The organism is Bradyrhizobium sp., assembly GCF_049581145.1.
Lineage (GTDB): Bacteria > Pseudomonadota > Alphaproteobacteria > Rhizobiales > Xanthobacteraceae > Bradyrhizobium.
Genome location: NZ_JBAURI010001009.1, coordinates 1 through 13,958, shown reverse-complemented (window position 1 = coordinate 13,958; position 13,958 = coordinate 1). Strand labels below are relative to the sequence as shown.

Here is a 13,958-nt window from a genome sequence, read left to right as displayed (position 1 = left end):
CCCCCGTTGTCGCTGCACCTGCTGCGCGCGCGGTGGTGCAGGGCTCGCTGATCGCGCAGACCCTGGAACGGCCGCTGCGTCCCGGCGAAGTGTCGCTGGATGAACTGGAACGCGCCTTCCGCACCACCGAGGTCGAGCTCACGCAGCGCTCGGCGCCTGCGCCCGCGCCGGCTCCTGAAGCGATCAAGCCGGCGGCGGCTGAAAAGCCCGCGGCCGAGAAGCCGAAAGAGGCAAAACCCGCCGTCAAGAAGCCGTCGGCTGTGTCCGAGACCGAAGTGCATGAGGCCGACAAGGTCGCCAACCAGTCGATCCGGGTCAATGTCGACACGCTCGAACACCTGATGACCATGGTCTCGGAGCTGGTCTTGACCCGCAACCAGCTTTTGGAGATCTCCCGCCGCAACGAGGACACCGAGTTCAAGGTGCCGTTGCAGCGGCTGTCCAACGTCACCGCCGAGCTGCAGGAAGGCGTCATGAAGACGCGCATGCAGCCGATCGGCAATGCCTGGCAGAAGCTGCCGCGCATCGTGCGCGACCTCTCCGGCGAACTCGGCAAGCAGATCGAGCTCGAGATGCACGGCGCCGACACCGAGCTCGACCGCCAGGTGCTCGATCTGATCAAGGACCCGCTCACCCACATGGTGCGCAACTCCGCCGATCACGGCCTGGAGACGCCGGCCGAGCGCGCCGCCGCCGGCAAGCCCGAGCAGGGCACCATCCGGCTGTCCGCCTATCACGAGGGCGGCCACATCATCATCTGCATCGCCGACAACGGGCGCGGGCTCAACACCGAGCGGATCAAGGCCAAGGCGGTCTCCAGCGGCCTCGTCAGCGAGGCCGAGCTCGACAAGATGACCGAAGCCCAGATCCACAAGTTCATCTTTGCGCCGGGCTTCTCGACCGCCGCCGCCATCACCTCGGTGTCCGGCCGCGGCGTCGGCATGGACGTGGTGCGCACCAATATCGACCAGATCGGCGGCACCATCGACATCAAGTCGGTGGCCGGCGAGGGCTCCTCCGTCACCATCAAGATCCCGCTGACGCTTGCGATCGTTTCGGCCCTGATCGTGGAAGCCGGCGGCGACCGCTTCGCGATTCCGCAATTGGCGGTCGTCGAACTGGTGCGCGCGCGCGCCAATTCCGAGCACCGCATCGAGCGCATCAAGGACACCGCGGTGCTGCGGCTGCGCAACAAGCTATTGCCGCTGATGCACCTGAAGAAGCTCTTGCACATCGACGACGGCTCCTCGTCCGATCCCGAGAACGGCTTCATCGTGGTGACGCAGGTCGGCAGCCAGACCTTCGGCATCGTGGTCGACGGCGTGTTCCACACCGAGGAAATCGTGGTCAAGCCGATGTCGACCAAGCTGCGTCACATCGACATGTTCTCCGGCAATACCATCCTGGGCGACGGCGCCGTCATCATGATCATCGACCCGAACGGCATCGCCAAGGCGCTCGGCGCCGCCGGCAATGCCGTCCACGAAATCGCCGACGAGCATGCCAGCCATCACGCGCATTCCGGCGAGCAGACCACCTCGCTGCTGGTGTTCCGCGCCGGTTCCGCCCAGCCGAAGGCGGTGCCGTTGGCGCTGGTCACCCGCCTGGAGGAGATCGCCGCCGACAAGATCGAGCTCTCGAACGGCCGCTACATGGTGCAGTACCGCGACCAGCTGATGCCGCTGGTGCAGATGGAAGGCGTCGAGGTCAAGACCTCCGGCGCCCAGCCGATCCTGGTGTTCGCCGACGACAAGCGCTCGATGGGGCTGGTGGTCGACGAGATCATCGACATCGTCGAGGAGCGGCTCAACATCGAGGTCGCCGGCGCCAAGCCGGGCATCCTCGGCTCGGCCGTGATCAAGGGCCTGGCCACCGAGGTGATCGATGTCGGCCACTTCCTGCCGATGGCGTTCGCCGACTGGTTCACCCGCAAGGAGATGAGCCCGTCCGCGACCGCGCAATCGGTGCTGCTGGTCGACGACAGCGCGTTCTTCCGCAACATGCTGGCGCCGGTGCTCAAGGCCGCCGGCTACAAGGTGCGGGTCGCCCCCAACGCGCAGGAGGGGCTCGCCGCGCTGCGCTCGGGGCAGAAGTTCAATGTGGTGCTGACCGACATCGAGATGCCCGACATGAACGGATTCGAGTTCGCCGAGAGCATCCGCGCCGACCAGCATCTGAGCCAGATGCCGATCATCGCGCTGTCCTCGCTGGTGTCGCCGGCGGCGATCGAGCGCGGCCGGCAGGCCGGCTTCCACGATTACGTCGCCAAGTTCGATCGTCCCGGCCTGATCGCGGCGCTGAAAGAGCAGACCCACGACGTCGACCAGGCGGCCTAAGGAGAGCATGCGATGACCAGCAAGACGCAAACCGGCGAGGGCCAGATGGCCGAATACGTCACCGCGGTGATCGGCGGACAGCTGTTCGGGCTGCCGATCTCGCGGGTGCAGGACGTGTTCATGCCGGAACGGCTGACCCGGGTGCCGCTGTCCTCCCAGGAGATCGCGGGCGTGCTCAATCTGCGCGGCCGCATCGTCACCGTGGTCGACATGCGCGCCCGCCTCGGGCTGCCCAAGAACGACGACGGCAAGCCGCCGATGGCGGTCGGCGTCGACCTGCGCGGCGAATCCTACGGCCTGCTGATCGACCATATCGGCGAGGTGCTGCGGCTGCCCGACGACGGCCGCGAGGAAAACCCCGTCAACCTCGATCCCCGCATGGCCAAGCTCGCCGGCGGCGTCCATCGCCTCGACGGACACCTCATGGTCGTCCTCGATGTCGATCGTGTTCTCGAACTCGCGACGGCTGCAAAGGCCGCATGATGCCGCGCGACGGCAGATGATGACCAATGGAAATATCCCAAGCGGGATCTTGAGAGGCTGAAATGAGAACATGTCTGGTGGTCGACGACTCGAGCGTCATTCGCAAGGTCGCACGGCGCATCCTGGAAGGCCTGGATTTCCAGATCGTCGAAGCCGAGGACGGTGCGAAGGCGCTGGAGGTCTGCAAGCATGCGCTGCCGGACGCGATCCTGCTCGACTGGAACATGCCGAACATGGACGGCTACGAATTCCTGGGCAATCTGCGCCGCATGCCCGGCGGCGATGCGCCCAAAGTGGTGTTCTGCACCACCGAGAACGACGTCGCACATATTGCCCGCGCCCTTCACGCAGGCGCCAATGAATACATCATGAAGCCGTTCGACAAGGACATCGTCACGGCAAAGTTCCAGGAAGTGGGCCTGATCTGACCGGCCGCTTCGATCCGGTGGCTCAATGGCTGTCGGCGTTTGATTTCTGTATTGCCGCTTGAGCCTTTGGTGAACAATGACTGTCGCGTTGGCAAGCTCCTCTCCCCCGAAGGCAACACGGCAAGAGCCGTTGCGTGTAATGGTGGTCGACGACTCCGTCGTCATCAGGGGATTGATCTCTCGCTGGATCGCCTCCGAGCCGGACATGGTGGTCGCGGCCTCGCTGCGGACCGGGCTCGAAGCCGTCAACCAGCTCGATCGCGTCAGGCCCGACGTCGCCGTCCTTGATATCGAAATGCCGGAACTCGACGGCATTTCCGCGCTGCCGCAGTTGCTGGCGAAAAAGCGCGACCTTATCATCATCATGGCCTCGACTCTGACCCGGCGCAACGCCGAGATCAGCTTCAAGGCGCTTTCGCTCGGGGCGTCCGACTACATTCCGAAACCGGAAACCACCCGCGAGCCGCACGCCGCCGACATCTTCCGCCACGACCTGATCCAGAAGATCCGTTCGCTGGGGGCCAAGCTGCGCCGGTCGGCCCCGGCTCCGACCAGCCCGGCACTGCCGCCGACATCGTCGCAGGCAACCGACAGGCCCGTGTCGCCGCGGCCGGTGCCGGCCGCGCAGCCTCAATTGGCGCAGCGTGCCTTCGGCCGCCAGGCGCCACGCGTGCTTCTGATCGGTTCATCAACCGGCGGTCCACAAGCCCTGATGGCGCTGGTCACCGAACTCGGTCCGGTGATCGATCGTTTCCCGGTGCTGATCACCCAGCATATGCCGCCGACCTTTACCACGATCCTGGCGGAGCATCTGGCGCGCTCGAGCCACAGGCCGGCGCATGAAGCCATCGATGGCGAGATCATCAAGCCGGGGCAGATCTATCTGGCGCCCGGTGGCCGTCACATGCGCGTGGTGCGCCATGGTGTGGACGCGACGATCGCGCTCGATGACGGTCCGCCGGTCAATTTCTGTAAACCCGCCGTCGATCCGATGTTCACCTCGGCCACCGAAGTCTGGCAGGCTGCCACGCTCGCGGTGGTGCTGACCGGCATGGGCTCGGACGGGATGCGCGGCGGCAAGGAGGTCGTCGCTGCGGGCGGCAGCGTGATCGCCCAGGACGAAGCCACCAGCGTGGTCTGGGGAATGCCAGGTGCTGCCGCTCATGCCGGCATCTGCGCCGCCATTCTGCCGCTCAACCAGATCGCGGCGAAACTGGTCCGGTTGTTCGCGGGAGACCGCTCGTGACGCCTTTGGACTATGAGTATCTGCGCAAGCTCCTGAAAGAGCGTTCCGGTCTCGATCTGTCAGCCGACAAGCAATATCTGGTCGAAAGCCGGCTGGTGCCGCTGGCGCGCAAGTCCGGTCTCGCCGGGATCCCCGATCTGGTGCAAAAGATCAGAAGCGGGGCGGAGGCGCTGACGTCGGAGGTGGTCGAGGCCATGACCACCAACGAGACATTCTTTTTCCGCGACAAGATTCCGTTCGATCATCTGCGCGACACGGTGCTGCCCGTCCTGCTGCAGGCGCGCGCAAACCGCCGCGCCTTGCGGATCTGGTCGGCGGCGTCCTCCACCGGGCAGGAACCGTATTCGATCGCGATGTGCCTGAAGGAAAAGGCTCAGGCACTGGCCGGCTGGCGGATCGAGATCGTCGCCACCGACCTGTCGCAGGAAGTGCTGGAGAAATCCCGGGCCGGGATCTACAGCCAGTTCGAGGTGCAGCGCGGCCTGCCGATCCAGTTGCTGGTGAAGCATTTCACCCAATTGGGCGAGGTCTGGCAGCTCAATGCCGATATCCGCGGCATGGTCCAGCATCGCCAGCTCAACCTGTTGCAGGACTTCTCCCATCTGGGCAAGTTCGACGTGATCTTCTGCCGGAACGTGCTGATCTATTTCGATCAGGACACCAAGGCCAGTATCTTCGAACGGATATCAAGGGTGCTCGAACCCGACGGCATGTTGATGCTGGGCGCGGCCGAATCGGTGGTCGGCATATCGGACGCGTTCAGGCCGTATCCCGACAGACGCGGGCTCTACCAGCCGAATCTCGCGCGCGCCAATGTGAGCGCCGGATCGCACGGGCTGAGGGTGGTCGCGGCGCGCTGAGGCTCCGCCAAGCGCCCTGGGAATCAAAGAATGGCGTGCGGCAGGAAGCGGGAGCTGTTGCCGGTGATCGGGCTCGCGTCCTCGCGGATCGACAGCCCGCAGGGCGTGTGATCGACCAGCCAACTGCCGATGACCGGATATTGCCGCGCGAAACTCCGCAAGCTCGCGAACGCCTGCCGAACGAAACCCTCCGCCCCATAGGGCCCGTCTTGCGCGGCGAAGGGCGCGCCCTCGCTGATCAGCGTGACATTGGCGCCTTCGCGTGAATAGAGCGGCTTGCGCACGAAAGAGGCGCCAAGCTCGCTGGCCCGCGGGTCGTCCTCGAAGAACGCGGCCAAGAGATTGGGATGCCCGGGAAACATCTCCCACAACAGGGGCAGGATGCCCTTGTTGGAGAGCACGGCCTTCCATGGCGGCTCGATCCAGCGCGTCGGCGCTTCCTTGAGCTTCGCGCCGAATGCGTCGCGGAACATCCATTCCCAGGGGTAGAGCTTGAAGGCGAGCTCGATGTCGCGATTGTCGAGATCGACGAAGCCGCCTTGTTCGCGCCAACCGATCTCCTCGATGTCGATCAGCGTAGTCGCGAGACCGGCCTGGGCTGCGGTGTCCGCGAGATAGGCGAGCGTGCCGGCGTCCTCGGGATGTCCGGTCGTGCCGGTGAGATGCAACGGACGGCCGCCGCCGAGCTTTGTCCAGGCCTCGATCAGGCGCTCATGGATCGAGTTGAACTGATCCGCGGCGTCCGGGATGATCCGTCGTTCGGTGGCCTGCTCGAGCCATGACCACTGAAACACCGCGGCCTCGAAGATCGAGGTCGGGGTGTCGGCGTTATATTCCAGAAGCTTTGCTGGGCCTTGGCCGTCGAAACTCAGGTCCAGCCGGCCGTATAGGCTGCCATCATCGCGGTGCCAGCTGGCCGCGATCAAGGGCCAGAACGCTTGCGGGATCTTCAGTCGCTCGAGATACTGTTCGTCGTTGACGGCGCGGCCGACCAGTTCGAGGCACATCGCCTCGATTTCGCCGGTCGGGGCTTCGATCTTCTGCTCGATCTCTTCCAGCGTGAACGCATAATAGGCGCGCTCGTCCCAGTAGCGTTCGCCATCGATGGTGTGGAAATCAAAGCCGCAGGCTTCGGCGGTGCTACGCCAGTCGTCACGCTCGCGGCAGTCGATGCGTTGCATGCCTCGGACCTAGCCGCCGGCGTGGCCGTGACCATGTCCGTGAACGTGATGCATCGTGCGGCCGAAGCCGCCATGGATCGCGCGGCAAAAAGGCTTCTCCGGGCCAGCCTCCAGCGTGAAGCCCGGGCCGCAATGGTCCGGTCGCGCAAAACCCATGGAGACCGCGCCGATCGCGGCGCTTCCCATCATTGTCAGCACGACACGACGCGAACGTTTCATAAGCAGCCCCCAACAGATCAAGCACGATTACCCAAACAGATAATTCTCGCTGAACGGAACCCAGTCTGGCAAGCCAAACGCGGTGATTTCAGGGCAACGTGCCGGTAAACGCGTCAACTCCGCGCCGAAAAGCCGAAGGCGGCGCGGCAAACGAGCCGAAGCCGCCGCGAGGCGAGGCGCCTCACTGAAACGATCAAGCAAGCGGTGTTCGACAAGGTCAACCGGCCGCAGGTCGCTTCCGTCAGTTGGGGAAAAAAATTCTGGACAGAAGACGGCCGCGACGCCATGCAAGCGGTTCTCGCCGACGCGCACAGGCACGATGTCAGCGTGTTGTTTGCCGCCGGCGATGAACGGAAGAACGGCACCAGCGCTGCGGCGCCGCCTTGGGCAGCGCCGATTGCGATGGCGAATGCCGCGAACCGCTCGGTTTCGTCAATCCCGCGCTCTACGCCAATCGCGCGCTCTTTCGCGCGATCAATCCGGGCAACAACCGCGTCGCCGGAAAAGGCTTTGACGCCGGTCCCGCCTGGAACGCCTGCAGCGGGCTGGGTGTGCCCAAAGGCTATGACATCATCGCGGCGCTCGCCGCGGTGCCGGTGGCGTAGGTTTCGGCTCCGGGTCCCGAAAACAAAAACCCCGCCATTTGCGGCGGGGTCCAGTCTGGGAGGAGCGAGCCGACCGGCTCGCGGGTAGAACCCTTGAAGTAGAATCCTGGAGCTGAAATCCCTTGGATCAGGCGGGAATGCGCTCGTCCTGATCGTGCGGTTCGCGCAGCACATAGCCGCGGCCCCAGACGGTTTCGATGAAGTTGCGGCCTTCGGACGCGTTGGCGAGCTTCTTGCGCAGCTTGCAGATGAAGACGTCGATGATCTTCAATTCCGGCTCGTCCATGCCGCCATAGAGATGATTCAGGAACATTTCCTTGGTCAGCGTGGTGCCCTTGCGCAAGGACAACAGCTCCAGCATCTGGTATTCCTTGCCGGTCAGATGCACGCGCTGGCCGCCGACCTCGACCGTCTTGGTATCGAGATTGACCACGAGATCGCCGGTCTGGATCACCGACTGGGCATGGCCCTTGGACCGGCGCACGATCGCGTGGATGCGGGCAACCAGCTCGTCCTTGTGGAAGGGCTTCGTCATGTAGTCGTCGGCGCCGACGCCGAGGCCTTTGACCTTGTCCTCGATGCCGGCCAGGCCGGAGAGGATCAGGATCGGAGTCTTGATCTTGGAGACCCGCAGCTGCTTGAGCACGTCGTAGCCGGACATGTCGGGCAGGTTGAGGTCGAGCAGGATAATGTCGTAATCGTATAATTTGCCGAGATCGACGCCCTCTTCGCCAAGGTCCGTCGTATAGACGTTGAAGCTCTCGGACTTCAGCATCAGTTCGATCGACTGCGCGACGGCGCTATCATCTTCAATCAGCAAAACGCGCATGCCAGTTCCCCATAGTCGCCGCTCCGGGCGTCAGGTCGGCCGCACCTGCGGCACTCAAAACGCCTTTGAACAACTGATTCGGATCCTGACGATACATGGTTAACAAAAACTGATTTATGTCCGCAAGCTCTTTAAGTGCAATTTTTCGCGAATCGCCCTAAGATATTGCATGCAAGCAGTTTTTCGTACCAATTCCCGTTCAAGATCCACATTAAGAGTCAAATCTAACCGACTCTCGCGACTCAACTGTTCATGGCGAAGCAGCCGAGCGGTTTCAGTCACCCAAAGACAAGTGACGCAATGATTAACGACGCGGGTAAACACGAAGTTAAGCCTGGGCTGGAAATGCGCCGAAACTTAAGGTTTTCGCAATGAAAGCCATTTCGCGATGAAAGCCTTTTCCCAATGAAGGCCTTTTTCCAATGAAAGCGCTGGCCGAGCAAATCAACGACATCGACGGCATCAATATATATGGCCGGGTGGTCGGTGTCCGCGGTTTGATGGTCGAGATCGCAGGACCGATCCACGCGATGTCGGTCGGCGCGCGAATCGTGATCGATACCGGCAGCAACCGCTTCATTCCCTGCGAAGTCATTGGTTTTTCCGGCAATAATGCGGTGGTGATGCCGTTCGCCGGCCTCGAAGGCGTGCGGCGGGGCTGCCGCGCGGTGATTGCCAATTCGGCAAGCCAGGTGCGGCCGTCGCCGGCCTGGCTCGGCCGTGTCCTCAATGCCATGGGTGAGCCCATCGACGGCAAGGGGCCACTGCCGCAAGGGCCGTCCCCGATGCCGTTTCGCAATGCGCCGCCGCCGGCGCATTCGCGCCAACGCGTCGGCCGCCCGCTCGACCTTGGCGTCCGTGCGCTCAACACCTTCCTGACCTGCTGCCGCGGTCAGCGGCTCGGCATTTTTGCCGGCTCCGGCGTCGGCAAATCGGTGCTGCTGTCGATGCTGGCGCGCAATGTCGATGCCGATATCACGGTGATCGGCCTGGTCGGAGAACGCGGCCGCGAGGTGCAGGAATTCCTGCAGGACGATCTCGGCGACCAAGGCCTGGCGCGCTCGGTGGTGGTGGTCGCGACCTCGGACGAGCCGGCCTTGATGCGGCGCCAGGCGGCGTACCTCACGCTCGCGATCGCGGAATATTTCCGCAATGACGACAAGGACGTGCTGTGCCTGATGGATTCGGTGACGCGCTTTGCCATGGCGCAGCGCGAAATCGGTCTTTCGGCCGGCGAGCCGCCGACCGCCAAGGGTTATACGCCGACCGTGTTCACGGAATTGCCGAAACTGCTCGAGCGCGCCGGGCCCGGCGCGGGTAAGGGGACCATCACCGCCATCTTTACGGTTCTGGTCGACGGCGATGACCATAACGAGCCGATCGCGGACGCGGTCCGCGGCATCCTCGACGGCCATATCGTGATGGAGCGGGCGATCGCCGAGCGCGGCCGCTACCCGGCCGTCAATATCCTCAAATCGGTGTCCCGGACCATGCCGAAATCGGCCGATCCGAAGTTTTTGCCGGTGATTCAGCGCGGGCGGCGGGTGATGGCAACCTATGCCGACATGGAGGAGCTGATCCGGCTGGGGGCCTACCGGGCCGGTTCCAGTCCCGAAGTCGACGAGGCGATCCGGCTGCACGATCCACTGGAGGCATTCCTGCGCCAGGCCAAGGACGAGGTGTCCAATTTGGCCGACGGATACCGCCGGCTCGAGCAGATCGTCGGGCGTTTGGAAACGGAACGCTAACTTTGTCGAGCCATGATCCGCGGCAGACGATGATAAATGCCGGTTTAACCCGCGAGGAAGCCGGCCCCGTCCCGCGTTCAGGTTGGGACTTCTGGGGAGTATGAGTCGATGAAGTCACGTGATACGCTGATCCGCCTGAAGAAGTTTCAGGTCGACGAGAAGCGCCGCAGGGTCGCCCAGATCGAGGGCATGATAGCCGACTTCCAGCGCATGTCGGTTGACCTTGAGCGCGAAATCCTCAACGAGCAGGAGCGCGCCGGGATCAACGATCCCGCGCACTTCGCCTATCCGACCTATGCCAAGGCCGCGATCCAGCGCCGTGAAAATCTGACCCGCTCGGCCGACGAGCTGCGCATCCAGCTCGAAGACGCCAAGGCCCTGCTAGCGGAGGCCTTCGAGGAGCTGAAGAAGGTCGAGCTGCTCGACGAACGCGACCAGGCGCGCGAGCGCGCCGAGGAGAGCGCCCGCGAACAGGCCGATCTCGACAGTATCGGCTTGATGCGCGCGCGTCTTGGGGTGATCGTGTGACGGCTCCACGACTCCAACCTGCTTGAGCCCGCAACAAGCCCGGCCCACAAGGTCCGGGCTTTTTCTTGCCGGGCGTTCTGACCGGTGCTCCAGGCAGGGTGGTCGGACAGCGGGTCCGGATTTCCGTGTGTGCTACAAGCCGCCGCACCCAAGGGCCTTTTCGGTCCCGATCGCACCCGGACGCGGGCCTGCTTTTGTTTTGGAAGCATTTTTCAAGGTGCAGCGCGGACGGCCCTCGCAGGAAAGCGCCCTCGCGGCGACTTGGTAGACCGGTCTGGCGCAGGCTATGCTACGACAGGTCTTAACCGCGGTCGCGGTGTGTGCGAGAGCGATGGGGGCATCGCGGTTTTTTGGGGACGCTGAATGCTGACGCCGGCTGAATTGGTCTGGCTGATCGCCGCTGTCGCGAAGGGGGATCAGGTCGCTTTTGAGCGCCTTTACGCCGCAACGCGCGCGAAACTCTATGGCGTGGTGCTTCGTATCTTGCGGCGACAGGATCTCGCAGAGGAGGTCGTTCAGGAGACCTACGTCAAGATCTGGAACAGCGCCGGCCAGTTCAACCCGGGACTGTCGTCGCCGATCACATGGATGGCGTCCATCGCCCGCAATCGCGCCATCGATGTGGTGCGCAAGCGAAGCGAGACCTCGATCGAAGAGGAGCCGGCCGCGATGGAAGTCGCGGCCGACAGTCCGGATCCGCTGGCGCGTCGGGAAATGACCGAAGAGCTCAAGCGCCTGCTCGAATGCGTCGGCCGCCTGGAGCCGGATCGCCAGAAGCTTGTCCTGTTGGCCTACTACAACGGCTGGAGCAGGGAGCAATTGGCGGAGAAGTTCGGGACTCCGGTCAATACGGTGAAGACGTGGCTGCGGCGCAGCATGCTGGATATTCGTGAGTGCCTTGGGCTTTAGGCATCCTGGACTTTGGAAGATCTTGGACTTTGGAAGATCTTGGACTGTGAGATCATGGACGACGACGAAGATCATATTGCGTTCGCGGCCGAATATGCCCTTGGCACCCTCGACGCCGATGAGCGCGCGCAAGCCGAAACCATGATGTCCGTCGACCAGGACTTCACGGCGATCGTGCGGGCCTGGGAGTACAGGCTCGGCGTGCTGAACCAGATGGTGGGCGCGGTCGAGCCGCGGCCAGAACTCTGGGAGCGGATTCAGGCCGCGGCGGGCCTTGCCGAACCGCAACAACCCATCGTCCTGCCGGCGCCGCCGCCGCCGCCCCCACCGCCGCCGGAGCAAGTCATCGCACCAGCCACGCCGGTGGCCGACAACAGCGTTGTCTTGCTGTCGAGCCAGGCCAGGCGTTGGCGCGGTGTCGCCCGGCTGACTTCGGCGCTCGCAGCGGCGCTGGTCGCCATGATCGGCCTTGAGCTCTTTGCGCCCGATCTGTTGCCTGATGCGCTCCGTCCCAAGCCAAGAACCCGGGTCGTCGAGGTGAAGACTCCGGCGCCGACCCCGGTCCCCTCGGCGCAATATGTCGCCTTGCTGCAAGGCCAGGGCGGCATGCCCGCCTTCATCCTGACCGTCGACGGCGCGACCAAGACCTTCACGGTGCGCAAGATCGGCGCAAGTTCTCCTGAACCCGGCAAGAGCTATGAGCTGTGGCTGATCTCCGACAAGCTGCCGCGGCCACGCTCGCTCGGCATCATCGGCAGTGGCGACTTCACCACGCGACCGGTGCTGGCGTCCTACGATACCGACGTCATCAACAATGCCACCTATGCGGTGACGATCGAACAGGCCGGCGGATCCCCCGATGGCGTGCCGCACTCTGCGCCGGTGTTTGCCGGCAGGCTGATCCAGACGGTGCCGCCGGCTTAGTCGCGCGAGGCGCGCAGGCAATCCGTACAAAAAGACCCCCCAAAGAGAAAACGCCCGTGGGGAGCGGGCGTTTTCGGTAGTCGACTTGGGGTTTGGGTCGTCTACATATCCACGCAGCGACTTTGGGGGGCTGGTAAAGCGCCGCGTGAATTCCTGAATTCCTCTATCGCAACTCCTCTATCGGACCGTCATCGCGTCCGAACTGCTGACCGTCATCGGCTTGCCCGCCTTGATGACGCGTGCCGTCTGTGTGTAACCGTCGTCAGAAGTCGTGCGCGCCGAAATGCCGAGGCCAGCCACTGCGATGCCAGCGACCAACGCCACAACCACAATCTTCAGATGGGTCGAGCGATCTGCGCTGTAGATCGAATGGTTCACGGAAGCCTCCTGCCCGTCGTCCTTCTCGCTTCATTCGTCGAACTGGGTCTCACGCCGGTTCAACGTCTCGCACGACCAAACGTGGGGATCGACCCGTTCGTTCCAAAGGGCTGATCACAAGTCGGTGAAAAGACTTGAAGATCCGCGATCAAAAACTGACGCAATATATAAATAGATGAATAATTTCAATACATTGATATGTATTTAGGCTGTTTGGCCGAAAATTGGCGGCTTCGCCGCCAAGAACCAGAAATCGTTTGCCTGTGGCGGAAAAGCACAGGCGGCTAAGTGCTTCGTCCTACACGCTTCCTACCGTCTTCAGCCGGGCGCGCGGATGGATTTCGGCCTGCGACAGCACCGTGGTTTGCGCCCGGAAGCGCTCCACCAGCGAGCGGACGAAGGGACGGATCGCCGCCGACGTCACCAGCACGGGGGCCTCGCCCTCGCGCGCGGCCCGCTCGAAACCGTCGCGCACCGCCGTCATGAACTCGGACAATTTCGACGGCTGCATCGCAAGGCTGCGTTCCTCGCCCTGGCCGACCAGCGATTCGGCGAAGGCCTGCTCCCATTTCGCCGACAGCGCGATCAGCGGCAGATAGCCCATATGGGAGGTATTTTGCGAGCAGATCTGCCGCGCCAGCCGGGCGCGAACGTGCTCGACCATGGTCGCCGGATTGCGCGAGAAGGCCAGCGCGTCGGCGATGCCCTCGAGAATGGTGGAGAGATCGCGGATCGAGATGCGCTCGGCCAGCAAGAGCTGCAGCACGCGCTGGATGCCCGAGATCGTGACGTGAGCCGGCACGATGTCCTTGATCAGTTCGCCCTGCTCCTTCGGCAGCTCCTTCAAAAGCTTCTGCACCTCGCCATAGGACAACAGGTCCGACATGTTGGCCTTGAGCAGCTCGGTGAGATGGGTCGACAGCACGGTCGCGGCATCGACCACGGTATAGCCCTTCAGCGAGGCTTCTTCCTTCAGGTTGGCGTCGACCCAGGTCGCCGGCAGACCGAAGGTCGGCTCGGTGGTGTGAATACCGGGTACGGCGACCTGGCCGCCGCCGGGGTCCATGACCATGAACTGGTTGGGCCAGATCTTGCCGGTGCCGGCGTCGACTTCCTTGATCTTGATGACATAGGTGTTGGCTTCGAGCTGCACGTTGTCGAGGATGCGCACCGCCGGCATCACGAATCCCATCTCGATCGCCAGCGAACGGCGCAGCGCCTTGATCTGCTCGGTCAGACGGTCGGTGCCGTCGGGGCCGTTGACCAGCGGCAGCAGCGCGTAGC

General features: G+C 63.5%; 16 protein-coding genes. 10 read left to right on the top strand and 6 right to left on the bottom strand.

All coding sequences use genetic code 11. The features are described 5' to 3' along the window. The 5 genes from WCB02_RS32805 to WCB02_RS32785 all read left to right on the top strand — a co-directional run. A partial coding sequence (locus WCB02_RS32805) for a hybrid sensor histidine kinase/response regulator (protein ID WP_423964897.1) occupies positions 1-2,336 on the top strand: 2,336 nt, incomplete at its 5' end. A 12-nt stretch (positions 2,337-2,348) separates the two neighbouring features. Beyond that, on the top strand, positions 2,349-2,819 hold the full coding sequence (locus WCB02_RS32800) for a chemotaxis protein CheW (RefSeq protein ID WP_423964895.1): 471 nt from the start codon (positions 2,349-2,351) through the stop codon (positions 2,817-2,819). Positions 2,820-2,881: 62 nt separating this feature from the next. Next, a complete protein-coding gene (locus WCB02_RS32795) occupies positions 2,882-3,247 on the top strand; it encodes a response regulator (RefSeq protein WP_423964893.1) in 366 nt (121 codons plus the stop codon). A gap of 76 nt (positions 3,248-3,323) precedes the next feature. Continuing rightward, entirely contained in the window at positions 3,324-4,493 is a 1,170-nt protein-coding gene (locus WCB02_RS32790) for a protein-glutamate methylesterase/protein-glutamine glutaminase (protein ID WP_423964891.1), read from the top strand. Further along, on the top strand, positions 4,490-5,353 hold the full coding sequence (locus WCB02_RS32785) for a CheR family methyltransferase (RefSeq protein WP_423964889.1): 864 nt from the start codon (positions 4,490-4,492) through the stop codon (positions 5,351-5,353). The genes WCB02_RS32790 and WCB02_RS32785 overlap by 4 nt, the downstream gene beginning before the upstream one ends. 23 nt (positions 5,354-5,376) lie before the next feature. On the opposite strand, the gene WCB02_RS32780 is transcribed toward WCB02_RS32785, so the two are convergent. The 3 genes from WCB02_RS32780 to WCB02_RS32770 are packed head-to-tail and all read right to left on the bottom strand — an operon-like array spanning position 5,377 to position 7,071. Then, entirely contained in the window at positions 5,377-6,534 is a 1,158-nt protein-coding gene (locus WCB02_RS32780; RefSeq protein WP_423964886.1) for a glutathionylspermidine synthase family protein, read from the bottom strand. Positions 6,535-6,543: 9 nt separating this feature from the next. Next, positions 6,544-6,753, bottom strand: a complete 210-nt coding sequence (locus WCB02_RS32775; protein ID WP_423964884.1) for a hypothetical protein — start codon at positions 6,751-6,753, stop codon at positions 6,544-6,546. A gap of 27 nt (positions 6,754-6,780) precedes the next feature. Next, a complete protein-coding gene (locus WCB02_RS32770; protein ID WP_423964882.1) occupies positions 6,781-7,071 on the bottom strand; it encodes a hypothetical protein in 291 nt (96 codons plus the stop codon). Between the two features lie 65 nt (positions 7,072-7,136). On the opposite strand from WCB02_RS32770, the gene WCB02_RS32765 reads away from it, so the two are divergent. Beyond that, a complete protein-coding gene (locus tag WCB02_RS32765) occupies positions 7,137-7,358 on the top strand; it encodes a hypothetical protein (protein ID WP_423964880.1) in 222 nt (73 codons plus the stop codon). 127 nt (positions 7,359-7,485) lie between these two features. Here WCB02_RS32765 and ctrA read toward each other — a convergent pair whose 3' ends face one another. Further along, positions 7,486-8,187 (bottom strand): response regulator transcription factor CtrA, encoded by a 702-nt coding sequence (gene ctrA / locus WCB02_RS32760; RefSeq protein ID WP_423964878.1) that lies wholly within the window; start codon positions 8,185-8,187, stop codon positions 7,486-7,488. A gap of 422 nt (positions 8,188-8,609) precedes the next feature. On the opposite strand from ctrA, the gene fliI reads away from it, so the two are divergent. From fliI to WCB02_RS32740, 4 genes are all read left to right on the top strand, one after another. After that, complete coding sequence (gene fliI / locus WCB02_RS32755) at positions 8,610-9,935, top strand: flagellar protein export ATPase FliI (protein WP_423964876.1); 1,326 nt, start codon at positions 8,610-8,612, stop codon at positions 9,933-9,935. A gap of 108 nt (positions 9,936-10,043) precedes the next feature. Next, the gene (gene fliJ, locus WCB02_RS32750) at positions 10,044-10,463 is read left to right on the top strand and encodes a flagellar export protein FliJ (protein ID WP_423964874.1); all 420 of its coding nucleotides are present in this window, start codon (positions 10,044-10,046) and stop codon (positions 10,461-10,463) included. Positions 10,464-10,826: 363 nt separating this feature from the next. Then, the gene (locus tag WCB02_RS32745; RefSeq protein ID WP_423964872.1) at positions 10,827-11,372 is read left to right on the top strand and encodes a sigma-70 family RNA polymerase sigma factor; all 546 of its coding nucleotides are present in this window, start codon (positions 10,827-10,829) and stop codon (positions 11,370-11,372) included. Between the two features lie 54 nt (positions 11,373-11,426). Further along, positions 11,427-12,296 (top strand): anti-sigma factor, encoded by an 870-nt coding sequence (locus tag WCB02_RS32740; protein WP_423964869.1) that lies wholly within the window; start codon positions 11,427-11,429, stop codon positions 12,294-12,296. 177 nt (positions 12,297-12,473) lie between these two features. Here the strand turns inward: WCB02_RS32740 and WCB02_RS32735 are convergent, their stop codons facing one another. Further along, positions 12,474-12,674, bottom strand: coding sequence for a hypothetical protein (locus WCB02_RS32735; protein WP_423964867.1), 201 nt, complete (start codon positions 12,672-12,674; stop codon positions 12,474-12,476). Between the two features lie 298 nt (positions 12,675-12,972). After that, on the bottom strand, positions 12,973-13,958 hold a 986-nt coding region (locus tag WCB02_RS32730; protein WP_423964865.1), incomplete at its 5' end, for an FHIPEP family type III secretion protein.

Bases quoted from the DNA above. Each gene is read 5' to 3' on its own strand.
- WCB02_RS32780 (WP_423964886.1), bottom strand. From the start codon at position 6,534: ATGCAACGCATCGACTGCCGCGAGCGTGACGACTGGCGTAGCACCGCC.
- WCB02_RS32775 (WP_423964884.1), bottom strand. From the start codon at position 6,753: ATGAAACGTTCGCGTCGTGTCGTGCTGACAATGATGGGAAGCGCCGCG.
- ctrA (WP_423964878.1), bottom strand. From the start codon at position 8,187: ATGCGCGTTTTGCTGATTGAAGATGATAGCGCCGTCGCGCAGTCGATC.
- fliJ (WP_423964874.1), top strand. From the start codon at position 10,044: ATGAAGTCACGTGATACGCTGATCCGCCTGAAGAAGTTTCAGGTCGAC.
- WCB02_RS32800 (WP_423964895.1), top strand. From the start codon at position 2,349: ATGACCAGCAAGACGCAAACCGGCGAGGGCCAGATGGCCGAATACGTC.
- WCB02_RS32745 (WP_423964872.1), top strand. From the start codon at position 10,827: ATGCTGACGCCGGCTGAATTGGTCTGGCTGATCGCCGCTGTCGCGAAG.
- fliI (WP_423964876.1), top strand. From the start codon at position 8,610: ATGAAAGCGCTGGCCGAGCAAATCAACGACATCGACGGCATCAATATA.
- WCB02_RS32740 (WP_423964869.1), top strand. From the start codon at position 11,427: ATGGACGACGACGAAGATCATATTGCGTTCGCGGCCGAATATGCCCTT.
- WCB02_RS32795 (WP_423964893.1), top strand. From the start codon at position 2,882: ATGAGAACATGTCTGGTGGTCGACGACTCGAGCGTCATTCGCAAGGTC.
- WCB02_RS32790 (WP_423964891.1), top strand. From the start codon at position 3,324: ATGACTGTCGCGTTGGCAAGCTCCTCTCCCCCGAAGGCAACACGGCAA.